Consider the following 20,688-nt stretch of genomic DNA (forward strand, 5'->3'; position numbering starts at 1 on the left):
ATGGGAGCATTTCCGCGTGTTCCCGGGGGTAAATCCCAGTAGCGCTGAGACTGGTTCGATCCCAGTATCGCCCACAGAACATTTACACCTCAACGAGAACCCCGGTCATCCGGGGTTTTTTTCTGCCCGAAGGCTCGGCGCACGACGACCGGCACGGGAGCAGCGAGGTCCTCGGCGCCGATTTCGTGAGTGAACGCTCGACGGAATCGGTGTGAGGTCGGAGCCCGGACAGGACCGGACTCCGACGTCACAGCCCCTGCTACCGAACTACCCGTACGATTTTCGGCACGGTCAACGCCTGAGCGAACTTCGGCGTGCCCAGGTAGCGGGCTACCAGCACGTGAGCGCCGACCTTGAGCGACGCGTACCTGAACGTGGCTAAACCGTTCTTGAGCGCCACCGGGGTGCCGACCTTCGTTGTCACGTCGTAGAACTGCACGAAACCGGTCACCACGGCGGTGCCGGAACGCGGAGCGAATTTCGCCACAGCCGTGACGGCGGTGCCGACAATGACCTCACCTCTCGGCGACACGGTCAGCGTTCCAGCGACCTTGCTGGCCCTGGCGGTCTTGGCCAGAACCGTGACCGTCACCGCTGGCGACGTCGACGACTCGTAGAACACGGCGAAACTTTCGGCGGTGATGCGGTGCACCCCCACGGACAGACTCGTCGTAGTCAGGGTGGAATGCCATTCGCCGAACACCTGGTTGCCAACGAGTGGCTGGCCGTTGTCGTAGAAAGTGATCTCTTCGCCTGATCGGTCACCGTTTAGGGCGCGCCCCTGACTGTCCGTGACGTTCGCCGTGAAGGTGATGCGCTGCCCGGCCGTTATGGTGCCGGACGGCGTCGCGGTCAGCGTCGTTTTCGTATCGGGACCGGTCGGCACGAAGTAGTTGAAGGTTTTCGAGGCCGGGGCAAAGTTCTTATCCCCGAGGTAGTCCACTCGAAACTGGCGCGTCCCGGCCACGCTGGGATGAGCGTCGGAGTAGAACACACCGGCCGTGTCGCTCGGCAGGAGCGTCGGCGTTTCGGTGGGGTTGCCCGGCTCGAGGGAGACGACCCGAACAGTCCCCGTCGGGACGCCTGTGGCAGGGGCGGTGGGCGTGATCTCGCCATAAACGGACGCGGCCTGCCCGGCGAAATAAATATCGAAAGTGCCGGCCACGATACTGACCGTGGCCCGCCCCGTGGAAAGGGCCGGGGCATCCGTTACCGCCGATGCTGCCGGCGCGGCGATGAGGGCGCCGAGCATCACGGCGGCCGGTAATACCAGAGCGGGAAAGCGCCACGAGCGCCTCGCGTCCGCATGGCTGGAATGGGATGGGTGCGGTGCAGGTATCATTTATCGCTTCTTTGCGGTCGGTAGTGATCGGCCCCCTAAATTACGGACAAGATACTCCGATATCGGCGGGGCTAGAAGTGCGGGCGTGCGTTTTCGCGGCGTCGCGATCTCGCAACCGACGAGCGCACCCGCGCACGCCGCTAAAGTTGACGGGTAGGCAAACAACAGGGAGTTATACACGTGGCTGACGGCTTTGCGCTTTTCACCGATCGATCCATTGTCGCCATGCGCGTCAATGGTGAGTTGAAAGACCTGGCGGCCAGCGTGTTGCCAACGGATGTTGTCGAACCGGTGGGCATAAATTCTCCCGACGGCCTCAGCATTTTGCGCCACTCCGCCGCTCACGTGCTCGCCCAGGCAGTGCAGACGGTCAACCCGACCGCCAAGCTTGGCATCGGCCCGCCCATCACCGACGGGTTCTATTACGACTTCGACGTCGAGGTTCCGTTCACCCCGGACGACGTGAAGTCACTGGAAAAAGCGATGGATCGCATTATTCGTCAGGGGCAGCGCTTTGTGCGCCGAGTCGTGACCGATGACGAAGCCCGAGCCGAACTGGCTGCCGAACCGTACAAGCTCGAACTCATCGGGCTGAAGGGCGGCTCCACCACCGAAGACAACGAGTCCGTCGAGGTCGGCGGCGCCGAACTCACCATCTACGACAACGTTGACCCGAAGACGGGGGAGACAGTCTGGAAAGACCTCTGCCGCGGTCCGCACCTGCCCAATACGCGCATGATCGGCAACGGCTACTCGCTCACCCGGCTGGCCGCCGCCTATTGGCGTGGCTCCGAGAAGAACCCGCAGCTGCAGCGCGTCTACGGCACCGCCTGGCCCACCAAGGACGAACTGCGCGCCTACCAAACCCGCCAGGAAGAGGCCGCCAAGCGCGATCATCGCAAGCTCGGCGCCGAACTCGACCTGTTCAGCTTTCCTGAGGAGATCGGCTCGGGCCTGGCCGTTTTCCACCCTAAGGGCGGCATCATCCGTCAGGAGATGGAAAGCTACTCCCGCAAGCGCCACGTTGAAGCCGGCTATGACTTCGTCTACTCGCCGCACATCACCAAGTCGACACTGTTCGAGACCTCGGGCCACCTCGACTGGTACCGCGAAGGCATGTTCCCGCCGATGCACCTCGACGAGGAACGTGACGAGACCGGCCATGTCACCCGCCAGGGCGTCGACTACTACCTCAAGCCAATGAACTGCCCCTTCCACAACCTCATCTTCAAGTCCAGCGGCCGCAGCTACCGCGAGCTGCCGATGCGCCTGTTCGAATTCGGGTCGGTCTACCGCTACGAGAAGTCCGGCGTGCTCAACGGGCTCACCCGGGTGCGCGGCATGACTCAGGACGACGCCCACATCTACACGACCAAAGAAGGCATGAAAGAGGAGCTCACCAGTACGCTCAACTTCGTGCTGCAGCTGCTCGCCGACTATGGCCTCGAGGACTACTACCTCGAACTGTCCACGAAAGACCCGAAAAAGTTCGTCGGCAGCGACGACGCCTGGGACGAAGCCACCGAGACGCTCCGTGAGGTCGCGGAGGCATCCGGTCTCGATCTCGTCGCCGACCCGGGCGGGGCGGCGTTCTACGGCCCCAAGATCTCGGTGCAGGCCCGCGATGCCATCGGCCGCACCTGGCAGATGTCGACCATTCAGCTCGACTTCAACCTGCCCGAACGGTTCGACCTCGAATACACGGCGAACGACGGCAGCCGCCAGCGCCCGGTCATGATCCACCGCGCCCTATTCGGCTCGATCGAGCGCTTCTTCGCCGTGCTCACCGAGCACTATGCCGGGGCGTTTCCGGTCTGGCTGGCGCCGGTGCAGGTCGTCGGTATCCCCGTCTCCGAGCAGTACGGCCCGTACCTCGACGACGTGATCGCCACCCTGAAGAAGGCTGGCGTGCGCGCTGAGGTCGACCATTCCGACGACCGCATGCAGAAGAAGATTCGCACCCACACCAAAGCCAAGGTGCCCTACCAGCTCATTGTGGGCGAAGACGACCAGGCCAATGGAGCGCTGAGTTTTCGTTTTCGTGACGGTACGCAGCAAAATGGCGTGCCGGTCGCCGAGGCCGTGCGCCTCATTGTGGAATCGATCGAGAACCGCGCCCAGGTCACCACGAGCCCAGTTGCCCCGATCGCGGCCGAAGTACAGGCGTAGCATGACGGAAATTCCGGACGATCGGCTGCGCGGCTCGGACACTGGCGACGCGGGTGCGAGCGAAACCGCTGCAGAGTTCGCGGCGGTTCCGGATGCCTTCCAACGGCTCTGGACGCCGCATCGGATGGTCTATATCCAGGATGGGCAGCAGCCGCACCCGGATGACTGCCCGTTCTGCATCGCTCCGGGGCTGGACGATGAGAAGGCGCTGATCGTGGCGCGCGGTACCCATGCTTACGTGCTGCTCAACCTATTTCCGTACAACAGCGGTCACCTGCTGGTCTGCCCGTATCGGCACGTCGCCACCTACGACCAGGCCACACCGGCGGAGGTCGCCGAGATCGGCGAACTCACGCAGATCGCCATGCGGGTTCTGACGCAGGTGTCTAATTGTGACGGATTCAACATCGGCATGAATCAGGGGCGCATCGCCGGGGCGGGTATCGCCGAGCACCTACACCAGCACATCGTGCCGCGTTGGGCCCTCGACTCGAATTTCTTTCCGATCATCGCCGGCACCAAGGCCATTCCGCGCCTGCTCGGCGACGTGCGGCGCGAAATCGCTGACGGCTGGCCCAGCATCGTAAAGCCCGCTGCGGCGACCCGCTAACTCGATTCACACTGGACGCATGTTGGTGCGCGCCCGGTCTTACCCTGTCAGTGCACCAGCCGCCGACCAGACCACCACCGTGCAAGGAATACAATCGTATTATGACTAAATCAACCTCCGCCGAGCAGTTCGGTTCGAGCCGCGTCAAGCGTGGACTCGCCGAAATGCTCAAGGGCGGCGTCATCATGGACGTCGTCACCGCTGCCCAGGCTCGTATTGCTGAAGACGCCGGCGCTGTCGCCGTCATGGCTCTTGAACGCGTTCCCGCCGACATTCGCTCACAGGGTGGCGTAGCCCGGATGAGCGACCCTGACCTCATCGACAGCATCATCGCGGAGGTCAACATTCCGGTCATGGCCAAGGCTCGTATCGGCCACTTCGTCGAGGCGCAGATTCTTGAAGTGCTCGGCGTTGACTACATCGATGAGTCCGAGGTGCTCAGCCCGGCCGACTACATGAACCACATCGACAAGTGGAATTTCACCATTCCCTTCGTCTGCGGTGCTACCAACCTCGGGGAGGCGCTTCGCCGGATTAATGAGGGCGCGGCCATGATCCGTTCCAAGGGAGAGGCCGGCACCGGCGACGTCTCCGAAGCCACCAAGCACATCCGCACCATCAACGGCGAGATCAAGCGTCTCACCTCGCTCAGTCGCGACGAACTGTACGTCGCCGCCAAGGAGCTGCAGGCACCCTACGAGCTCGTCGCCGAGATCGCCTCCACCGGTAAGCTGCCCGTCGTGCTGTTCACCGCCGGAGGCGTGGCCACCCCGGCTGACGCTGCAATGATGATGCAACTCGGCGCTGACGGCGTTTTCGTCGGCTCCGGCATCTTCAAATCGGGCAACCCCGAGCAGCGCGCAGCAGCCATCGTCAAGGCCGTCACCTTCTACGACGACGCCAAGGTCATCGCAGATGTCTCGCGTGGCCTCGGCGAAGCCATGGTCGGCATCAACGTGTCGGACATTCCTGCGCCGCACCTCCTCTCGACCCGCGGCTGGTAACTGAGCGGTTCGTGACGATCCTCTCCATGCGCACCCGACCGGCAGAAACCGCTCTACCGGCAGGTCTGCGGGTCGGGGTGCTCGCCCTGCAGGGCGATTTTCGCGAGCACGCGCACGTGTTGCGCGAACTCGGCGCTCACGTCGACCCGATACGCCGCCCGGAAGAACTCGACCGAATCGACGGTCTGGTCATCCCGGGCGGTGAATCGAGCGTCATGGACAAACTGGCCCGCACGTTCGGTCTCGCCGAGCCGCTGAAGGCCGCCATTCGGGGCGGATTGCCGGTCTACGGTACGTGCGCCGGCCTCATCATGCTTGCCGATACGGTTATCGACGGTATGAACGGTCAACAGAGTCTCGGCGGACTCGACATCGTGGTGCGCCGCAACGCCTTCGGGTCGCAGACGGCCTCCTTTGAGACCGACCTTGACATTCCGGTGCTCGGTCAGCAGCCGGTGCATGCCGTGTTCATTCGAGCGCCGGTCGTGGAGACCATCGGTGCGCGGGCGACCGCGCTGGCCACCCTCGATGACGGGCGCTGCGTCGCTGTCGAGCAAGGAAACCTGCTCGGAACCTCCTTTCACCCGGAAATCACCGGCGAATATCGTTTTCACCAGTATTTCCTGCAGAAAGTGATTTCCGCCGCACGGTGAGAAGTCGGCTTAATTGTGCCGGGTGCGCGAGTGTGGCTAGGGTTCAGACATGACTCAGACAACCGGTGGTCAACGATGACCCGATATGTAGCACTGCTCCGTGGCATCAACGTCAACGGCATCACCATAGCCATGACGGATCTTGCTGAAACATTCCACGAACTCGGTTACACCGACGTCAAAACCGTGTTGGCAAGTGGCAATGTGATCTTCAGTATCGACAGTCCGCTCGTTGATAAGACGGATGCTGCCGCGCTCAAGGCCCGCATCGAGAAGGCCCTGGCCGCTCGGTTTGACTACGAGGCGTGGATCGTGCTCGTCGACGCCGAATCCCTCGACCGGATCGTTCGCGCGTACCCCTTCGACGCGGACCGCGACGGCTGGCATCCATATGTGATGTTCTCCTCCGACCCGGGACATCTCAGCGAGCTCGCCGGACACCGCAAAGAACTCGAGGCCGCCGAGGAACGCATCGAACTCGGCCATGGTGTGCTCTACTGGGAGGTTCGCAAGTCGGTCGGCATCAAGAGTGCTTTCAGCAAGAAGAGTGCCAAGCTCAAGTACCGCAACACGACGACCACCCGCAACCTGCACACTCTGCACAAGCTGCTGGAACTCACACCGGGATAGACTGCTTGAGCACTTACGCGTGCACCGACCACGCACAGCCGGCGCCCGCAGCATAACGGCCAAATGGCCAGGGGCCCCCGCGCCTGCTGCACCACGTCCAAACGATCGAGCACAACAACGGGAGATGTATGTCCGGGCATTCCAAATGGGCCACCACCAAGCACCAGAAGGCGGTCACCGACTCCAGGCGGGCCAAGGCGTTCGCCAAGCTCATCAAGAACATCGAGGTTGCGGCTCGATTGGGCGGCGCTGACCTCTCGGGTAACCCGACGCTGGTCGACGCCATTCAGAAGGCCAAGAAGACCTCGGTACCCAACGACAACATCGACCGCGCGGTCAAGCGCGGTGCCGGCCTGTCGGGCGAGCAGGTCGACTACACGACCATCATGTACGAGGGCTACGCCACTCACGGTGTCGCGATCATGATCGAGTGCCTCACCGACAATAAAAACCGCGCAGCGGCCGAGGTGCGCACCGCGATGGCCCGCAACGGTGGGGCCATGGCTGATCCGGGCAGCGTCGCCTACAACTTTCACCGCAAGGGCGTCGTTGTGGTCAAGCACCTGCCGACGCTCACCGAAGACGACATCATGCTTGCCGTTCTCGATGCCGGCGCCGAAGAGGTCATTGACGAGGGTGAGACCTTCGAGATCCATTCCAATGTGAGCGACCTTGTCGCTACCCGCACCGCGCTGCAGGCCGCCGGAATCGACTATGAGTCAGCGGATATCGCGTTCATTCCCTCGCTCAAGATCGAGGTCGACGCCGAAACGGCCCGTAAGGTGTTCCACCTGATCGACGCCATGGAAGATCTCGACGACGTGCAGAACGTGTATTCCAATTACGACCTGTCGGCTGAGGTGCAGGCCGCACTCGCGAGCGAGTCCGAGTAATTCGATGGCGGTACGGGTTCTCGGCATCGATCCGGGCCTCACCCGTTGCGGTGTGGGCGTGGTCGACGTCGAGGGTAACCGCTCGGCTCGCCTGGTGGATGTGACGGTGCTGCGCAGCGCACCCGACCTGCCCCTGGAGCAGCGTCTGCTGCTCCTGGCCCAGGGCTTGGAAGACATGCTCGACCGCCATCGGCCCCAATTCATTGCTATTGAACGCGTCTTCGCCCAGCACAACGTGCGCACCGTCATGGGCACCGCGCAGATCAGCGGTGTCGCCCTGATGCTCGCCGCGAAGCGCGGTCTGCCGGTAACCCTGCACACCCCGAGCGAAGTGAAGGCGGCCATCACCGGCTATGGTGCCGCCGACAAGAAACAAGTCGGCACTATGGTCGCGCGCATCCTGGGGCTCACCGAGATTCCCCAACCAGCCGACGCAGCGGATGCCCTCGCCCTCGCGATCTGCCATGCCTGGCGTACCGGGGCATCCGGTGGCACTCTGCCGACCGTCACCTCGGTGAAAGCGGCCGCCATCATGCCCGGAGCGCTCACCCCAGCCCAGAAAGCGTGGCGCGACGCCGAACGCAAATCGGTGCCAGCAGTGTCGGTGGTGCCCCGTAGTCTTAAGCGGTGATCTCCTCCGTACGTGGCCCTGTCCGCTCAGCTGTCGGCTCAACCGTCGTGATCGAGGTCGGCGGTGTCGGTCTCGCCGTGCAGGTGACGCCGGCCACCGCACTCGGCCTGCGCATCGACGAGGAAGCCCGGCTGGTGACCGTACTCATCGTGCGCGAGGATTCGCTCACGCTCTATGGCTTTCCGAGCGGCGATGAGCTCGCCGTCTTCGAACTGCTCGTCGGTGTGACCGGTGTGGGCCCCAAGTCCGCTCTCGGCGTGCTCGCGGTGCTCACCCCCAACCAGATCGCGCAGGCTGTCGCCGGTGATGACGACGGCGTGTTCCGCAAGGTCAGTGGCATCGGACCGAAAACGGCAAAACTTATCGTGCTCTCCCTGGCCGGCAAACTCGCTGTGACGGCGGCAACTTCTCCAACCCGAACACGTGGGCCCGCCTCGGTTGCAGCCAGCGTGCTGGCTGCACTGATCGGCCTCGGCTGGTCGGAGCGGGTCGCGGCGGAGGCGGTCGACGAGACCCTGTCCGAGCTGGGGGATGCCGCCGGCACAGACTCCGCGCCGCCGGCGGTTGCCGCTGTGCTCCGGTTAGCCCTCGGCCGGCTTGGACCGGCAGCGCATCACGTTACCGGTGCGGCGGCCGCAGCGAGCACCGGAACGGCTCGCTCGTGACAACCGATCCATCCATCGAGAACCCGGCCGTCCAGCTGGTCAACCCCGCGCTGGAAAGCGAGTCAGAGCTGGCGTTCGAGGGCGCCCTGCGCCCGGCGAGTCTGACCGAATTCGTCGGCCAGAAGAAGGTGCGTGGGCAGTTGCAGCTGCTGCTGACTGCCGCCACGATGCAGAATCGCACACCCGACCACATCCTTCTGGCCGGCCCTCCCGGCCTCGGCAAGACCACCCTGGCCATGATCGTCGCCTACGAGGGCAATCGTCCGCTGCGCATGTCGAGCGGTCCGGCCATTCAACACGCCGGCGATCTCGCGGCCGTGCTGTCGTCCCTGGTGCCCGGCGAGGTACTCTTCATCGACGAGATCCACCGTATGGCTCGCTCCGCCGAAGAGATGCTCTACCTCGCCATGGAGGACTTTCGCATCGACATCATGGTCGGCAAGGGCGCCGGCGCTACCTCGGTCCCGCTCGAACTGGCCCCGTTTACCCTGGTCGGCGCTACTACCCGGTCCGGGCTGCTGCCGAACCCCTTGCGCGACCGATTCGGTTTCACCGCCCATCTCGAGTTCTACGCTCAGAGCGAGCTCGAACAAGTACTCGCTCGGGCAGCACACTTGATCGGCCTGCCGATCAAAAAGGATGCTCTCGCTGAGATCGCTGGGCGATGCCGCGGCACGCCGCGCATCGCGAATCGCCTGCTGCGTCGGGTACGGGACTATGCGCTCGTGCACGGGGGAGCGGCCGACATTGCGGCGGTGCACGCGGCTCTCGAACTCTATGACGTCGATGCGATCGGCCTCGACCGCCTCGACCGCGAGGTGATGAAGATCATCCTGACCCGGTTCGGGGGCGGGCCGGTAGGGCTCAACACTCTGGCCGTGTCCGTCGGTGAAGAGTCCGAAACGGTGGAGGCGGTCGTAGAGCCGTTTCTGGTGCGGATAGGATTTCTCACGCGCACCCCGCGAGGTCGAGTTGCCACCAGCGCAGCGTGGCAACATTTCGGTCTGACCTCTCCTCAGGGCAGTGCGACCCTTCTTGACCTATAATTCAATTTGGCCCGTGTGCCTACAGCTCTAATCCAGTAGGCGCGTTCCCGTAAATCGGGCCCCCATCACAAGCTTCGGCCACTCGTGCCGCAATCGAAAGGTAATACAGTTTTATGGATTCATTGACTCTCGTTATGTTGGCGGTTTTGGCCGTCCTCGTCTTCTTCATGTTCCGAAACGGCCGCAAGCGCAAAAAAGACCAGGAAGCGCTGCAGGCCACCATGGTTGCCGGCGCGGACGTCATGACCAACTTCGGCATGTACGGCACGATCATCGCTATCGATGAAGAGGCCAACAAAGTCGAGCTGCAGATCGCCCCCGGCGTCATCGTCGAAATTCACCGTCAGACCATCGCCCGTGTGGTGGAGCCGGTTGTCGTCGACGTTTCTGAGGACTCAAATGTTGATAGCATCGACTCGCTCACCGAGCCGGAATTCGGCCAGCGTGTTGCCGACGTAGACACCGACACCACTGAACAGCCCAAAAAGGGTGACGCGTAGTTTCTCACTTTTAGGTAATACTTCGCTTGGCACCATAGTTAGCACAACGCACGTACTGCATCACGCGGCGCGCCCACGCATGTTGGCGTGGGCGCCAACAGAAAGCTGAGTTCATAGGTGGCTAAGTCGTCTCCGGTCAAGAAGGCCTGGCGTTCCCTGACCTGGCTTGGCGTGATTATCGTCGGTCTGATCGCCCTCAACGCTTTTGGGGTGCTGACCCAGAACGGATCATGGACGCCGAAACTGGCCCTTGACCTTGAGGGTGGAACACAGATCATCCTCGCCCCCCGGGTTGAGAGTGGCGCAACAGTGACGTCGGAGCAGCTCACTGAAGCCGTGGGTATCATTCGCCAGCGTGTCAACTCGTCGGGGGTATCCGAGGCGGAGGTCAACACTCAGGGCGGACGAAACATCGTCGTGTCGATCCCCGGTACGCCCGATGACGCCACCCTGGAACGCATCAAGTCGTCAGCGAAGCTCGAGTTTCGGGCGGTGCTCGTCGCCGGTCAGCCGTCCGGCCAGACCGTCGGTGCTGACGGAACGGCAACGCCGGTGCCGCAAGCTCCGGTCGATCCGAGCCTGTCGACCACTCCCGCCGTGGCGCCGACCAACGCAAGCGACTTGAACTACGTCACCCCAGCGCTCCAGGCCGAGTACGACGCCTTCGACTGCAGCAAAATCAATACCACCAACGTGGCACCGGCCGACCAGCCCCTGATCACCTGCGAAACAGATGGCTCCGTCAAGTACATCCTGGGTCCGGTCGAAGTAGACGGTTCCACGATCGCCGACGCGACCAACGGCCAGGTCACGACGCAAAACGGTGCAACCACCGGCGAGTGGGCTGTCAATATCGTCTTCAACAATGATGGAACCACGAAGTTCGCTGACGTCACGACCCGGCTATTCGACCTCACCGGTGTGCAGAACCAGTTCGCGATTGTGCTCGATGGCCGTGTCATCTCTGCGCCAGCCACCCAGGGCGCCATCCTCGATGGCAAGCCACAGATCACCGGGTCATTCGACCAGGACAGTTCTAAGGCCCTGGCCGACCAGCTCAAGTTTGGTGCCCTTCCGATCAGCTTCACCGTGCAGAGCCAAGACACCATTTCGGCGACGCTCGGGTCGACCCAGCTGGTCAACGGGCTGATCGCCGGCCTGATCGGCCTGATCCTCGTGGTCTTGTACTCGCTCGCGCAGTACCGTCTTCTCGGCCTGATCACGGTTGCATCACTCGGCGTGGCTGCGGTGATCACCTACCTGCTCATCACCATCTTGTCCTGGCGCGAGGGCTATCGCCTGTCTCTGGCTGGTGTGGCCGGTTTGATCGTGGCTATTGGTATCACCGCCGACTCGTTCATCGTGTACTTCGAACGTGTCCGCGATGAACTGCGTGACGGTCGCGGGTTGGAGTCCTCGGTCGAGGCCGGCTGGAAGCGGGCTTTCCGCACCATCGTCGCCTCTGACGTCGTCAATTTTCTTGCCGCTGCCGTGTTGTTCGTGCTCGCCGTCGGCAACGTGCGCGGTTTCGCGCTGACGCTTGGCCTCACGACGGTCGTCGACCTGCTCGTGGTCAGCTTGTTCACGCACCCGATGCTGCAGCTGGTCGCGCAGACGAAATTCTTCAATGAGGGCCACAAACTCAGCGGGCTTGATCCGCGAGCACTCGGCGCCGTCTACCGGGGACGGGCCCGATTCGAACCATCGGCGTCGATGTCCGCCTCCAAGGTCTCATCCTCGAGCAAAGAGGCAGCGAAGCGACAAACCATCGCCGAGCGTAAAGCTTCCGAGCTCGTAAGCAGCAGCACTGAACGATCGACTAACGGGAAGGATTCCTGATGGCTAGCTTCTCGAAATTTGGAAACGACCTCTATACGGGCGCTCGTTCGCTCGATATCGTCGGGCGTCGAAAGCTCTGGTACTTGATCGCCGGGGGAATGGTCCTCATTGCCTTGGTCGGTCCGTTCCTGTTGCGCGGCGGCTTCGTCTTCGGTATCGAATTCACCGGGGGCAGCGAGTTCGTTGTCTCGCAAACGACCAGCCAGTCAGAGACCACGGCAACGGATGCCGTCGCCAGCGTCGTTCCAAATGCCATCCCGAAGGTCTCCACGATCGGCAACGACGGCGTCCGGGTGCAGACCGACCAGCTGTCGGAAGCGGAGACGACGAGCGTGCGAGACGCTCTCGCAACCGCTTACGACGTTCCCGTCGCTGAAGTCGCCACCTCGTTTATCGGTGCGACCTGGGGGCAGGACATCACCGGGCAGGCTCTTCGTGCCCTGGTCGTGTTCCTCGTGCTGGCCGGAATCATCATGGCGATCTACTTCCGTACCTGGAAGATGTCCGTTGCGGCAATGGTCGCCCTACTGCACGACCTCGTGATCACCGCCGGCTTCTATGGAATAACCGGTTTTGAAATCACGCCAGCGGCCGTGATCGGATTTCTCACGATCCTCGGGTACTCGCTCTACGACACCGTCGTTGTCTTCGACAAGATTCGCGAGAACACGAATTTCGACGGGTCAGGTTCAAGCCGAACCTTCTCTGAGTCGGTCAACCTCGCGGTCAACCAGACACTCGTGCGATCCATCAACACCTCCGTCGTGGCGGCCCTGCCCGTGGCATCCATTTTGTTCATCGGTGCGTTCGTTCTGGGCGCCGGTACCCTGCGCGACATCTCTCTCGCCTTGCTTATCGGAATCCTGGTCGGCACCTACTCGACCATCTTCATTGCGTCACCGATGTATGCCCAGCTGCGAAATGGTGAGGATGTCATTCGTAAGCACGACAAGAAAGCCCTCGCCGCTCGCGCCAAGGCGTCAGCTCCAAGCGCGGAGAGCGTCACGGTGTAGCCGCCGGAACGTGCACGACGAGAAGCGGCCGGCCCTTTCGGGTCGGCCGCTTTTGCGTGTGAACGAGACGTGATCGCTGGGGGCGTAAGGGCGAGCCTCAGAGAACCGGCATAATTGACAGTACGCACACCCGCCCCTGCAGAGCGTGAAGTACGAGGTGAGACTATGACCGACACGACGACACCATCCCCGGCCTCGCTGCGCCGACTTGTGCCGCGCATCTTCTCCCGCGCGCAGCCTGCCGGTGCCGTCGATCGCTTGATCAAGACGGTCCGGTCGAACCACCCCAAGGTTGATCTATCGGTCATCGAACGCGCGTATACCGCTGCCGAGCGAGCACACGACGGGCAGTTTCGGCATAGCGGGGAGCCGTATATCACGCACCCGGTTGCGGTAGCGCAGATTCTGGCCGACCTGGGCATCGGTACCAAGACCATCGCCGCAGCGCTGCTGCACGACACCGTGGAAGACACCGAGTACACCCTCGACGCACTCCGGGCTGACTTCGGCGATGAAATCGCGATGCTGGTGGACGGGGTCACCAAGCTCGACAAGGTGAAGTACGGCGATTCGACCCAGGCTGAGACCGTGCGCAAGATGATCGTCGCAATGTCCAAAGACATTCGGGTGCTCATCATCAAACTCGCCGACCGACTGCACAATGCACGTACCTGGGGCTTCGTGCCCAACGAATCCGCCGTGCGAAAAGCAACAGAGACCTTGGAGATCTACGCGCCCCTGGCGCATCGGCTGGGAATCCAGACCATCAAATGGGAACTCGAAGACCTGTCTTTTGCGGTGCTGTACCCCAAGTTGTACGCCGAGATCGAAAGTCTGGTCAAGCAGCGCACGCCGCAGCGCGAAGAGTTCGTTCAGCAGGTCATCGACACCATCAACGACGACCTCAAATCAGCACGCATTCGCGGCAAAGTTGCCGGTCGACCCAAGCAGTATTACTCGATCTACCAGAAGATGGTCGTGCGCGGCCGGGAGTTCGATGAGATCTACGACCTCGTCGGTATTCGCGTTCTCGTGAACTCTCTGCGGGACTGCTACGCCGTGCTGGGTTCCATCCACGCCAGATGGACACCACTGCCCGGCCGGTTCAAGGACTACATCGCCACCCCGAAGTTCAACCTGTACCAGTCCCTGCACACGACCGTGCTCGGCCCGAGCGGTCGCGCAGTGGAAATCCAGATTCGCACCACCGAGATGCACCAGCGTGCTGAGTTTGGCGTTGCCGCGCATTGGATGTACAAGGAACAGGTCAACGGTAAGAGCACCGGCGGGCCAGGTCTCCAGAGCGATACCGATATGGCGTGGCTCGCGCACATCTCTGACTGGCAAGCCGAAACGGCCGACCCGGGCGAGTTCCTCGACTCCCTGCGTTATGAGATCGGCGCCAAGGAGGTTTACGTCTTCACGCCGAAGGGCCGGGTCATCGGCCTGCCCTCCGGCGCCACCCCGGTCGACTTCGCCTATGCGGTGCACACCGAGGTTGGCCACCGCACCATGGGTGCCAAAGTCAACGGCCGACTGGTGCCGCTGGAGAACGAACTGATCACCGGCGACGTCGTCGAGGTGTTCACTTCCAAGAACCCTGACTCCGGCCCGAGCAAGGATTGGCTGAACTTCGTCAAGAGCCCCCGGGCGCGCAACAAGATCCGGCAATGGTTCACGAAAGAACGCCGCGACGAAGCCATCGAACAGGGTCGCGACGCCATCGCGCGTGCGATGCGCAAGCAGAACCTGCCCCTGCAGAAGCTGATGAACCAGGATTCCTTCGCGGAGGTCGCGGCCCAGCTCAAGTACGAAGACGTTTCGGCGCTCTATGCCGCTGTGGGTGAAGGTCACGTTTCAACCCAGTCGGTGCTCGAAAAGGTTGTCTCGTCGGTGCAAAGCATCGAAGACAACGACAACAACGACTTTCCGGTCGCCGCACGGGGTCGCACCCAGTCCACCCGCAATACAGATTCGGGAGTGCTCGTGCGCGGTGCGCCCGACATTCTGGTCAAACTCGCGCGTTGTTGCACTCCCGTGCCCGGTGACAAGATCGTCGGGTTCGTCACTCGTGGCGCCGGCGTTTCGGTGCACCAGGCTTCCTGCCACAATGTGCAGTCGCTGCTCAAAGAACCGGAGCGCATGATCGAGGTCGATTGGGCACCCACCTCCAAGAGCCTGTTCCTCGTGCATATACAAATTGAAGCTCTCGACCGTGCCGGGCTCCTCTCCGACGTCACCCGGGTGCTGTCAGAGCACCACGTGAACATTCTCTCGGCTACCGTCAACACCTCGAGTGACCGGCTGGCGCTGAGCCGTTTTGTGTTCGAAATGGGTGACACGACTCATCTCGACCGCGTATTGAACGCGGTGCGTCGCATCGATGCCGTTTATGACGTGTACCGGGTCAGCGACGGCTAACCTGCGGTGATGGTTGCAGTACGCTGCGGGCTCTGCAGCCGCAGGGCTTGCAGGGGTGCCCGGACGGCCGCCAATCGCTCCACGGCGAGTGTGCTGTGAGCGGGGCTGCCGCGTTTGCAGAGGCGAATGGCGGCCGAGACATCGGGGTACTCGCCGTAGTGCAGGAGGCGAGCCAGCAGGGCGGTGAGTCCGGCGGCTGACGTGGTGCTGGGCGTGTAGCGGGCGAGGTCGACCGCGGTACGCAGTGGCGTGGTGACCCGCACTCCCGAGATGGTGCGGACGTCATCGGGAGAACGCACGATTTCACGTACCTGTGCCCGGGGAGACCACACGGCGGTGGTGCGCGCGCTGATCAGCACGCAGAACTGGTGGCGGCGCGGCTCCGGTGCGAGGCCGTAGATCCACGCGGCGGTGAGTTGTTCGGCGATGGCGCGGGGCGGGACCAACTGGCTGGCGGCGATAGCCCGGGTGTCGCATCCGTCTATCTCATCGATCACGCACCAGGAGTCTGCGACTTGAAAGACCTGGCCATCGAGGCGGGCGCTGTAGAGCTCGGTGAGCGGGAGATCGTTTATGGTGAGCGGTCGTCCCGGTAAGTTCGTCATGCTCTTAGAGTGACGGTCCTACCCATTCAGATCCCTCGGGGGGCCGCATCTGTGGATAAAGTGCGGACCCCCGTGGAGTGTGCATAACTCCGCGGGGAGTCCGCTGCCGCCCTGGCTACTGGCCGATCGCCTTCAGCCAGGCCTTGCGCGCCTCGAGCGCTTCGGTGGCGTCCTTGATGGCGCGCGCGTTCTGCCCCTTCTGCGCCGCGACGAGCTCAGCCTCGAGCTTGGCAATCGCGTCGTTCAGCTGGCCGGCGAGGCCCTCCGTGCGGGCCTTCGTCTCCGGGTTGTTGCGCTTCCAGTGATCGTCATCGAGTTTGCGGACGACGGCTTCCACCTTGCGAAGACGATCCTCGATCGGCTTGACCTGGTCGCGGGGGACCTTGCCGATTTCATCCCACTTGCGCTGGATCACGGTGAGCGTGTCGCGGCCGGCGTTGCGGTCGCTCGTGGTGAGCAGGGTTTCGGCCTCGGTCAGCAGTTCAAGCTTGAGCACGAGGTTCGCCGAGAACTCTTCGTTGTCCTGGGCTTCGACCTCGCTCTTGACCGCGTAGAGCACATCGCCGGCGGCCTTGAACTTCGCCCACATAGCGTCGTCCTGCTTCTTGCCGCTGCGACCGGCCTTCTTCCACTCGTCGAGCAGGTTTCGGTACGTCGAGACGCCATCGGCACCCTGCGGGGCCAAGGCCTCGGCCTGTTCGATCAAGTGCTGCTTCTTGGTGCGCACATCTTTGTGAGCACTGTCGAGCTCGGCGAAGAAGGCCTTGCGGTTTTGCTCGATCGTCGTGCGTGCGGCACGGAAGCGCTTCCACAGGTCGTTGGCTTCCCCCTTGGGAATGCGCGGGGCATCGTGCTGGTGTGCCTGCCATTTGGCGAACAGGGCGTCCAGGGCGGCACTGGTCTGCTTCCACTGCGTCTTCGCCGGATCTTCGGCGGCGAGACGCTCGGCCTCGGTCACGATCTCGGCCCGCTCAGCGACGGCGGCAGCGGACGCGGCCTTGGTCTCGATGCTCTGCTGCTCGGTGAGCTCAGTGACGGCCCCGCCGAGGGCTCCGAGACGTTCGGCCAGTGCGGCGAGATTGCCAACGGCGTTGGCGTTGGCAACGGCGACGGTGAGGTTGGCGACCGATTTGGCGATATCCGCTGCCGGAGCGCCACCCTTCGCGCGCTGTTCGAGCAGGGTGACTTGCCCGTTGAGCTCAACGTACTTGCGTTCGAAGTAGGCCAGGGCCTCTTCCGGAGTGGCATCCGGGTACTGGCCAACGGCGCGTTCACCGTCGGCCTCGCGCACGTAGACCGTGCCGGTTTCGTCTACGCGACCCCATGGTTGCTGATCTGTCGTAGTCAAGAGCCTCACCTTTGCTGAGTTGTTGTGTGTGGATCCGCGGGAGGGACGAGTGCGGAGCCAGGAAATACCCTGATAATCCTATTGCAATAGCGCAGGCGGATCGATTGATCCTACTGAACTGTTATGCCCGTGATCGTCGTTGGCACCTTCGGGGCACCGTCACCGGCACCATCCGCGGTTCCGGCATCCGTGATCTGGGCCTTGAGTTCGTCCAGGCCACTCGTGACGTGGCCGAGCACGGTATAGCCACCGCCCGCGTCTGATGGGATGGTCGTGTCGTCATAGACCACGAAGAACTGACTACCCATGCTGTACTCATTTCCGCCTTGACGGGCCATCGCGAGTGTTCCGGCAGGGTAGATATCGTCGGCCGGGGCGTTCTCCACAGGCCCGTAACTGTAACCCGGGCCGTGCGTAGCCTCTGCGCCAGTTTTTTCGGCGTCAGGATCGCCGCATTGCAACACGAAGAACCCACCCGTGGTGAGGCGATGGCACGTGACGCCGGTGTAGAAACCGCTCTGGGCGAGGCTGATGGTGGAAGAGACCGCCTGAGGTGCGAGCGCACCGTCAAGCTCGATGCCGAGGTTGACATCGTTGAGGGTGAGGGTTCCAGTCCAGGTGCGGCCTTCGGCGAGGGTGCTCGCGGGGACGTCTCCGCTGTTCTCACCCGCTGCTGTGCCGGGGGCTGTCGGAGTGGTAGTCGCCGCTCCTGTGGGCGCAGGGGTACCGGGGCCGCCGTCGAAATAGAAGACCTGAGCGATTACGATCAGGGTCAGCACCACGAGCAGACCGCCCCCGGCGATCACGTTGTCGCGCACACGACGCTTCTTCTGGTGCTCGTGCACGGCCCGTCTGGCTTGGTAGGAACGAACGCGTCCGCGCTCTTCACGTGCCGCACGCTCGAGCTTGTAATTCGAAGCCACTAGAACCCCTCCAGGGTCGTCGGGGTTGGCGACGACCGAACACAAAGCAATCGGACGCGTCGTGCTCCCGATCTCGTAGAACTCTACGCACAAACTACGCTGGAAGAATGTCGGATGCTCAACCGGGTCTGCGCAGTGGTGCGACCCCCCTCGCCGTACGAATGCGCCCAAAAACTCTTGACGAGGTCGCCGGCCAGCGCCACCTGCTGACGCCGGGTTCGCCATTAGTGAGTCTCGCGAGCGACAAGACCGGGGAGCGCGGCAGCGTGTCGGTCATCTTGTGGGGACCGCCCGGTACCGGAAAAACCACGCTCGCGCAAGCTATCGCGCACAGCTCAGGGCGACGATTCGTCGAGCTGTCCGCCGTGACGGCCGGCGTACGTGACGTGCGGCAAGTGATGGAAGATGCCCGTACCAATCGCGATTTGTACGGCCTCGCGACGGTGCTGTTTCTCGACGAGATCCACCGCTTCTCCAAGGCCCAACAAGACACCCTGCTGCCCGGGGTCGAGAACGGCGTCGTCATCCTGGTCGCCGCGACGACCGAAAACCCGTCGTTTTCGATCATCTCCCCCTTACTGTCTCGGTCCCTGTTGCTCACCCTCGAAGTTCTCAGCGACGACGACCTCGGCATCGTCGTCGATCGTGCCGTCACCGATGCGCGCGGCCTGGCCGACCGGTTCGAACTCGAACCCGAAGCCCGAGGCGCGATCATCCGACTCGCCTCCGGTGATGCGCGGCGGGCACTGACCGCGCTGGAGGCAGCATCCGTTTCGGCCGAATCGACGCTCGAAGCGGGAGCTACCGGCAAGCCCGTCATCACGACCGATGTTGTCGCCCTCGCCGTTGATCGTGCCTTACTGCGCTACGACCGCAACGGTGACGAGCACTACGACGTGATCAGCGCGTTCATAAAATCGGTGCGCGGCAGCGACGTCGACGCTGCGCTGCACTACCTGGCGCGCATGATCGAGGCCGGCGAAGACCCGCGCTACATTTGCCGGCGCATTATCGTTCTCGCCTCGGAGGACATCGGTATGGCGGACCCGCAATCGCTCCTGATCGCTGTAGCCGCCGCCGACGCCGTGCAACTGATCGGCATGCCTGAGGGCCGTATACCGCTGGCTCAGGCCGTCGTGCACCTCGCAACGGCCCCCAAGTCCAATGCCGCCTACATGGCGCTCGACGCGGCGATCGCCGACGTGCGGGCCGGCAAGATGGGCCGAGTGCCCAAGGGCATGCGCGACGCGCATTACCCTGGTGCCAAACGACTCGGTCATGGCAAGGGGTACGTGTACCCGCACGATGATGCGCTCGGCGTGGTCACCCAACAGTATCCGCCGACCGAATTGAAAAACACGCGTTATTACGAGCCCACCGAGCACGGCCACGAACGCGACATTTCCGCGCGCCTGCTCAAAATTCGTAGGATAGTGCGCAATCAGTAAGAGTGCCCCCGTGTGCTAGCCTTATGTCTGCCTACAACTGGTTTCGGCATGCGGCTGCGTCCGTTTCCAGTTTGGAGGGGATTCGTTCTGTAGCCGAACGTCCCGTGGCACCCAATCCTCTGATCTCCCATGACCTGTGTCGGTTACGTCCACACTCGCCCTGGTATCCCTGTTATTGAGTCCGATCGAAAGGAAACCGTGTCTACCAAGTCACGTACCCGCAGTAAAACTCGCCTCTCGCGCGCCCTGGGCATTGCCCTCACGCCGAAGGCAGCCCGCTTCCTCGAGAAGCGCCCCTATGCACCCGGTGAGCACGGCCGCACCAAGCGCAAGACCGATTCGGACTACGCCGTGCGCCTTCGCGAAAAGCAGCGCTTACGCGCCCAGTACGGCATCCGCGAAGCCCAGCTCAAAATTGCCTTCGAGCAGGCTCGTCGTCGTCAGGGACTGACCGGTGAGAACCTCGTGGAGATCCTCGAGACCCGTCTCGACGCCCTTCTCGTTCGTTCCGCGATTGCGCGCACCACGGCCCAGGCGCGTCAGATGATCGTGCACCGTCACATCCTCGTTGATGGAGAGCTCGTCGACCGGCCGTCCTTCCGCGTGAAGCCGGGCCAGCTCATGCACGTCAAGGCTCGCAGCGAGGGCATGGAGCCCTTCCAGGTTGCAGCAGCCGGCGGACACGTCGACCTGCTCCCCAAGCTCCCGCCGTACCTCGAGGTTGAGCTCGACAAGCTTCAGGCCCGCCTCGTGCGCGCTCCGAAGCGCATCGAGATTCCGGTGACCTGTGAAGTTCAGCTCGTCGTGGAGTACTACGCAGCTCGCTAAGTACCTGACCGATTGAGGGCAGCCCCCGGCTGTGTGAAACGGTACGCTGAAGGGCGGATCACCCCAGGGTGATCCGCCTTTTTGTATACCCGCGCTCCGCAGGAGCCGATCGAACTGAGT

Annotated in this window: 19 protein-coding genes; 15 read left to right on the top strand and 4 right to left on the bottom strand. The window is 62.9% G+C overall.

The features are described from left to right. Window positions 1-259 precede the first annotated feature (259 nt). Window positions 260-1,342, bottom strand: a complete 1,083-nt coding sequence (locus E3T27_RS08690; protein ID WP_134572274.1) for an Ig-like domain-containing protein — start codon at window positions 1,340-1,342, stop codon at window positions 260-262. 225 nt (window positions 1,343-1,567) lie between these two features. Here E3T27_RS08690 and thrS point away from each other — a divergent pair, with 225 nt between their 5' ends. The 13 genes from thrS (at window position 1,568) to E3T27_RS08755 (ending at window position 15,416) form a co-directional block, all read left to right on the top strand. Next, the gene (gene thrS, locus E3T27_RS08695; RefSeq protein ID WP_241992200.1) at window positions 1,568-3,511 is read left to right on the top strand and encodes a threonine--tRNA ligase; all 1,944 of its coding nucleotides are present in this window, start codon (window positions 1,568-1,570) and stop codon (window positions 3,509-3,511) included. 1 nt (window position 3,512) lies between these two features. Next, a complete protein-coding gene (locus tag E3T27_RS08700) occupies window positions 3,513-4,121 on the top strand; it encodes an HIT family protein (RefSeq protein ID WP_104197913.1) in 609 nt (202 codons plus the stop codon). A gap of 101 nt (window positions 4,122-4,222) precedes the next feature. Next, window positions 4,223-5,125, top strand: a complete 903-nt coding sequence (gene pdxS / locus E3T27_RS08705; protein WP_104197914.1) for a pyridoxal 5'-phosphate synthase lyase subunit PdxS — start codon at window positions 4,223-4,225, stop codon at window positions 5,123-5,125. A gap of 26 nt (window positions 5,126-5,151) precedes the next feature. Next, window positions 5,152-5,778, top strand: coding sequence for a pyridoxal 5'-phosphate synthase glutaminase subunit PdxT (gene pdxT / locus E3T27_RS08710; protein ID WP_104197915.1), 627 nt, complete (start codon window positions 5,152-5,154; stop codon window positions 5,776-5,778). A gap of 75 nt (window positions 5,779-5,853) precedes the next feature. Further along, entirely contained in the window at window positions 5,854-6,408 is a 555-nt protein-coding gene (locus E3T27_RS08715; protein ID WP_104197916.1) for a DUF1697 domain-containing protein, read from the top strand. Window positions 6,409-6,536: 128 nt separating this feature from the next. Continuing rightward, on the top strand, window positions 6,537-7,301 hold the full coding sequence (locus E3T27_RS08720) for a YebC/PmpR family DNA-binding transcriptional regulator (protein WP_104129021.1): 765 nt from the start codon (window positions 6,537-6,539) through the stop codon (window positions 7,299-7,301). A 4-nt stretch (window positions 7,302-7,305) separates the two neighbouring features. After that, on the top strand, window positions 7,306-7,932 hold the full coding sequence (gene ruvC / locus E3T27_RS08725; protein WP_104197917.1) for a crossover junction endodeoxyribonuclease RuvC: 627 nt from the start codon (window positions 7,306-7,308) through the stop codon (window positions 7,930-7,932). After that, window positions 7,929-8,597 carry a Holliday junction branch migration protein RuvA gene (gene ruvA, locus E3T27_RS08730; protein WP_104197918.1) on the top strand — a complete coding sequence of 223 codons (669 nt, stop codon included), beginning with the start codon at window positions 7,929-7,931 and terminating at the stop codon, window positions 8,595-8,597. Before ruvC ends, ruvA begins: the two co-directional genes overlap by 4 nt. A 14-nt stretch (window positions 8,598-8,611) precedes the next feature. Next, on the top strand, window positions 8,612-9,643 hold the full coding sequence (gene ruvB, locus E3T27_RS08735) for a Holliday junction branch migration DNA helicase RuvB (RefSeq protein ID WP_174722204.1): 1,032 nt from the start codon (window positions 8,612-8,614) through the stop codon (window positions 9,641-9,643). 113 nt (window positions 9,644-9,756) lie between these two features. Further along, entirely contained in the window at window positions 9,757-10,143 is a 387-nt protein-coding gene (gene yajC / locus E3T27_RS08740) for a preprotein translocase subunit YajC (protein WP_104197919.1), read from the top strand. A gap of 117 nt (window positions 10,144-10,260) precedes the next feature. Continuing rightward, on the top strand, window positions 10,261-11,982 hold the full coding sequence (secD, locus tag E3T27_RS08745; protein WP_104197920.1) for a protein translocase subunit SecD: 1,722 nt from the start codon (window positions 10,261-10,263) through the stop codon (window positions 11,980-11,982). Continuing rightward, entirely contained in the window at window positions 11,982-12,995 is a 1,014-nt protein-coding gene (gene secF, locus E3T27_RS08750) for a protein translocase subunit SecF (protein ID WP_104197921.1), read from the top strand. The genes secD and secF overlap by 1 nt, the downstream gene beginning before the upstream one ends. A gap of 165 nt (window positions 12,996-13,160) precedes the next feature. Continuing rightward, complete coding sequence (locus E3T27_RS08755) at window positions 13,161-15,416, top strand: RelA/SpoT family protein (protein ID WP_104197922.1); 2,256 nt, start codon at window positions 13,161-13,163, stop codon at window positions 15,414-15,416. On the opposite strand, the gene E3T27_RS08760 is transcribed toward E3T27_RS08755, so the two are convergent. The 3 genes from E3T27_RS08760 to E3T27_RS08770 form a co-directional block, all read right to left on the bottom strand. Continuing rightward, a complete protein-coding gene (locus E3T27_RS08760) occupies window positions 15,413-16,021 on the bottom strand; it encodes a type IV toxin-antitoxin system AbiEi family antitoxin (protein ID WP_134572276.1) in 609 nt (202 codons plus the stop codon). The two genes, E3T27_RS08755 and E3T27_RS08760, sit on opposite strands and share 4 nt — an antisense overlap. A gap of 115 nt (window positions 16,022-16,136) precedes the next feature. Beyond that, window positions 16,137-17,369 (bottom strand): DUF349 domain-containing protein, encoded by a 1,233-nt coding sequence (locus tag E3T27_RS08765; protein ID WP_134572277.1) that lies wholly within the window; start codon window positions 17,367-17,369, stop codon window positions 16,137-16,139. A 110-nt stretch (window positions 17,370-17,479) separates the two neighbouring features. Then, the gene (locus E3T27_RS08770) at window positions 17,480-18,292 is read right to left on the bottom strand and encodes a peptidylprolyl isomerase (RefSeq protein ID WP_241992184.1); all 813 of its coding nucleotides are present in this window, start codon (window positions 18,290-18,292) and stop codon (window positions 17,480-17,482) included. A gap of 107 nt (window positions 18,293-18,399) precedes the next feature. Here E3T27_RS08770 and E3T27_RS08775 point away from each other — a divergent pair, with 107 nt between their 5' ends. Both E3T27_RS08775 and rpsD read left to right on the top strand, forming a co-directional pair. Continuing rightward, a complete protein-coding gene (locus tag E3T27_RS08775) occupies window positions 18,400-19,740 on the top strand; it encodes a replication-associated recombination protein A (protein ID WP_134572279.1) in 1,341 nt (446 codons plus the stop codon). Window positions 19,741-19,938: 198 nt separating this feature from the next. Next, window positions 19,939-20,568 carry a 30S ribosomal protein S4 gene (gene rpsD, locus E3T27_RS08780; RefSeq protein WP_092107727.1) on the top strand — a complete coding sequence of 210 codons (630 nt, stop codon included), beginning with the start codon at window positions 19,939-19,941 and terminating at the stop codon, window positions 20,566-20,568. The last annotated feature ends 120 nt before the right edge of the window (window positions 20,569-20,688 follow it).

It is taken from the genome of Cryobacterium lyxosi (genome assembly GCF_004403345.1).
Classification (GTDB): Bacteria; Actinomycetota; Actinomycetes; order Actinomycetales; family Microbacteriaceae; genus Cryobacterium; species Cryobacterium lyxosi.

Excerpts from the sequence above, each read along its gene's own strand:
- E3T27_RS08690 (WP_134572274.1), bottom strand. The coding sequence starts at position 1,342 with ATGATACCTGCACCGCACCCATCCCATTCCAGCCATGCGGACGCGAGG.
- thrS (WP_241992200.1), top strand. The coding sequence starts at position 1,568 with ATGCGCGTCAATGGTGAGTTGAAAGACCTGGCGGCCAGCGTGTTGCCA.
- E3T27_RS08700 (WP_104197913.1), top strand. The coding sequence starts at position 3,513 with ATGACGGAAATTCCGGACGATCGGCTGCGCGGCTCGGACACTGGCGAC.
- pdxS (WP_104197914.1), top strand. The coding sequence starts at position 4,223 with ATGACTAAATCAACCTCCGCCGAGCAGTTCGGTTCGAGCCGCGTCAAG.
- pdxT (WP_104197915.1), top strand. The coding sequence starts at position 5,152 with ATGCGCACCCGACCGGCAGAAACCGCTCTACCGGCAGGTCTGCGGGTC.
- E3T27_RS08715 (WP_104197916.1), top strand. The coding sequence starts at position 5,854 with ATGACCCGATATGTAGCACTGCTCCGTGGCATCAACGTCAACGGCATC.
- E3T27_RS08720 (WP_104129021.1), top strand. The coding sequence starts at position 6,537 with ATGTCCGGGCATTCCAAATGGGCCACCACCAAGCACCAGAAGGCGGTC.
- ruvC (WP_104197917.1), top strand. The coding sequence starts at position 7,306 with ATGGCGGTACGGGTTCTCGGCATCGATCCGGGCCTCACCCGTTGCGGT.
- yajC (WP_104197919.1), top strand. The coding sequence starts at position 9,757 with ATGGATTCATTGACTCTCGTTATGTTGGCGGTTTTGGCCGTCCTCGTC.
- secF (WP_104197921.1), top strand. The coding sequence starts at position 11,982 with ATGGCTAGCTTCTCGAAATTTGGAAACGACCTCTATACGGGCGCTCGT.
- E3T27_RS08755 (WP_104197922.1), top strand. The coding sequence starts at position 13,161 with ATGACCGACACGACGACACCATCCCCGGCCTCGCTGCGCCGACTTGTG.
- E3T27_RS08760 (WP_134572276.1), bottom strand. The coding sequence starts at position 16,021 with ATGACGAACTTACCGGGACGACCGCTCACCATAAACGATCTCCCGCTC.
- E3T27_RS08775 (WP_134572279.1), top strand. The coding sequence starts at position 18,400 with ATGTCGGATGCTCAACCGGGTCTGCGCAGTGGTGCGACCCCCCTCGCC.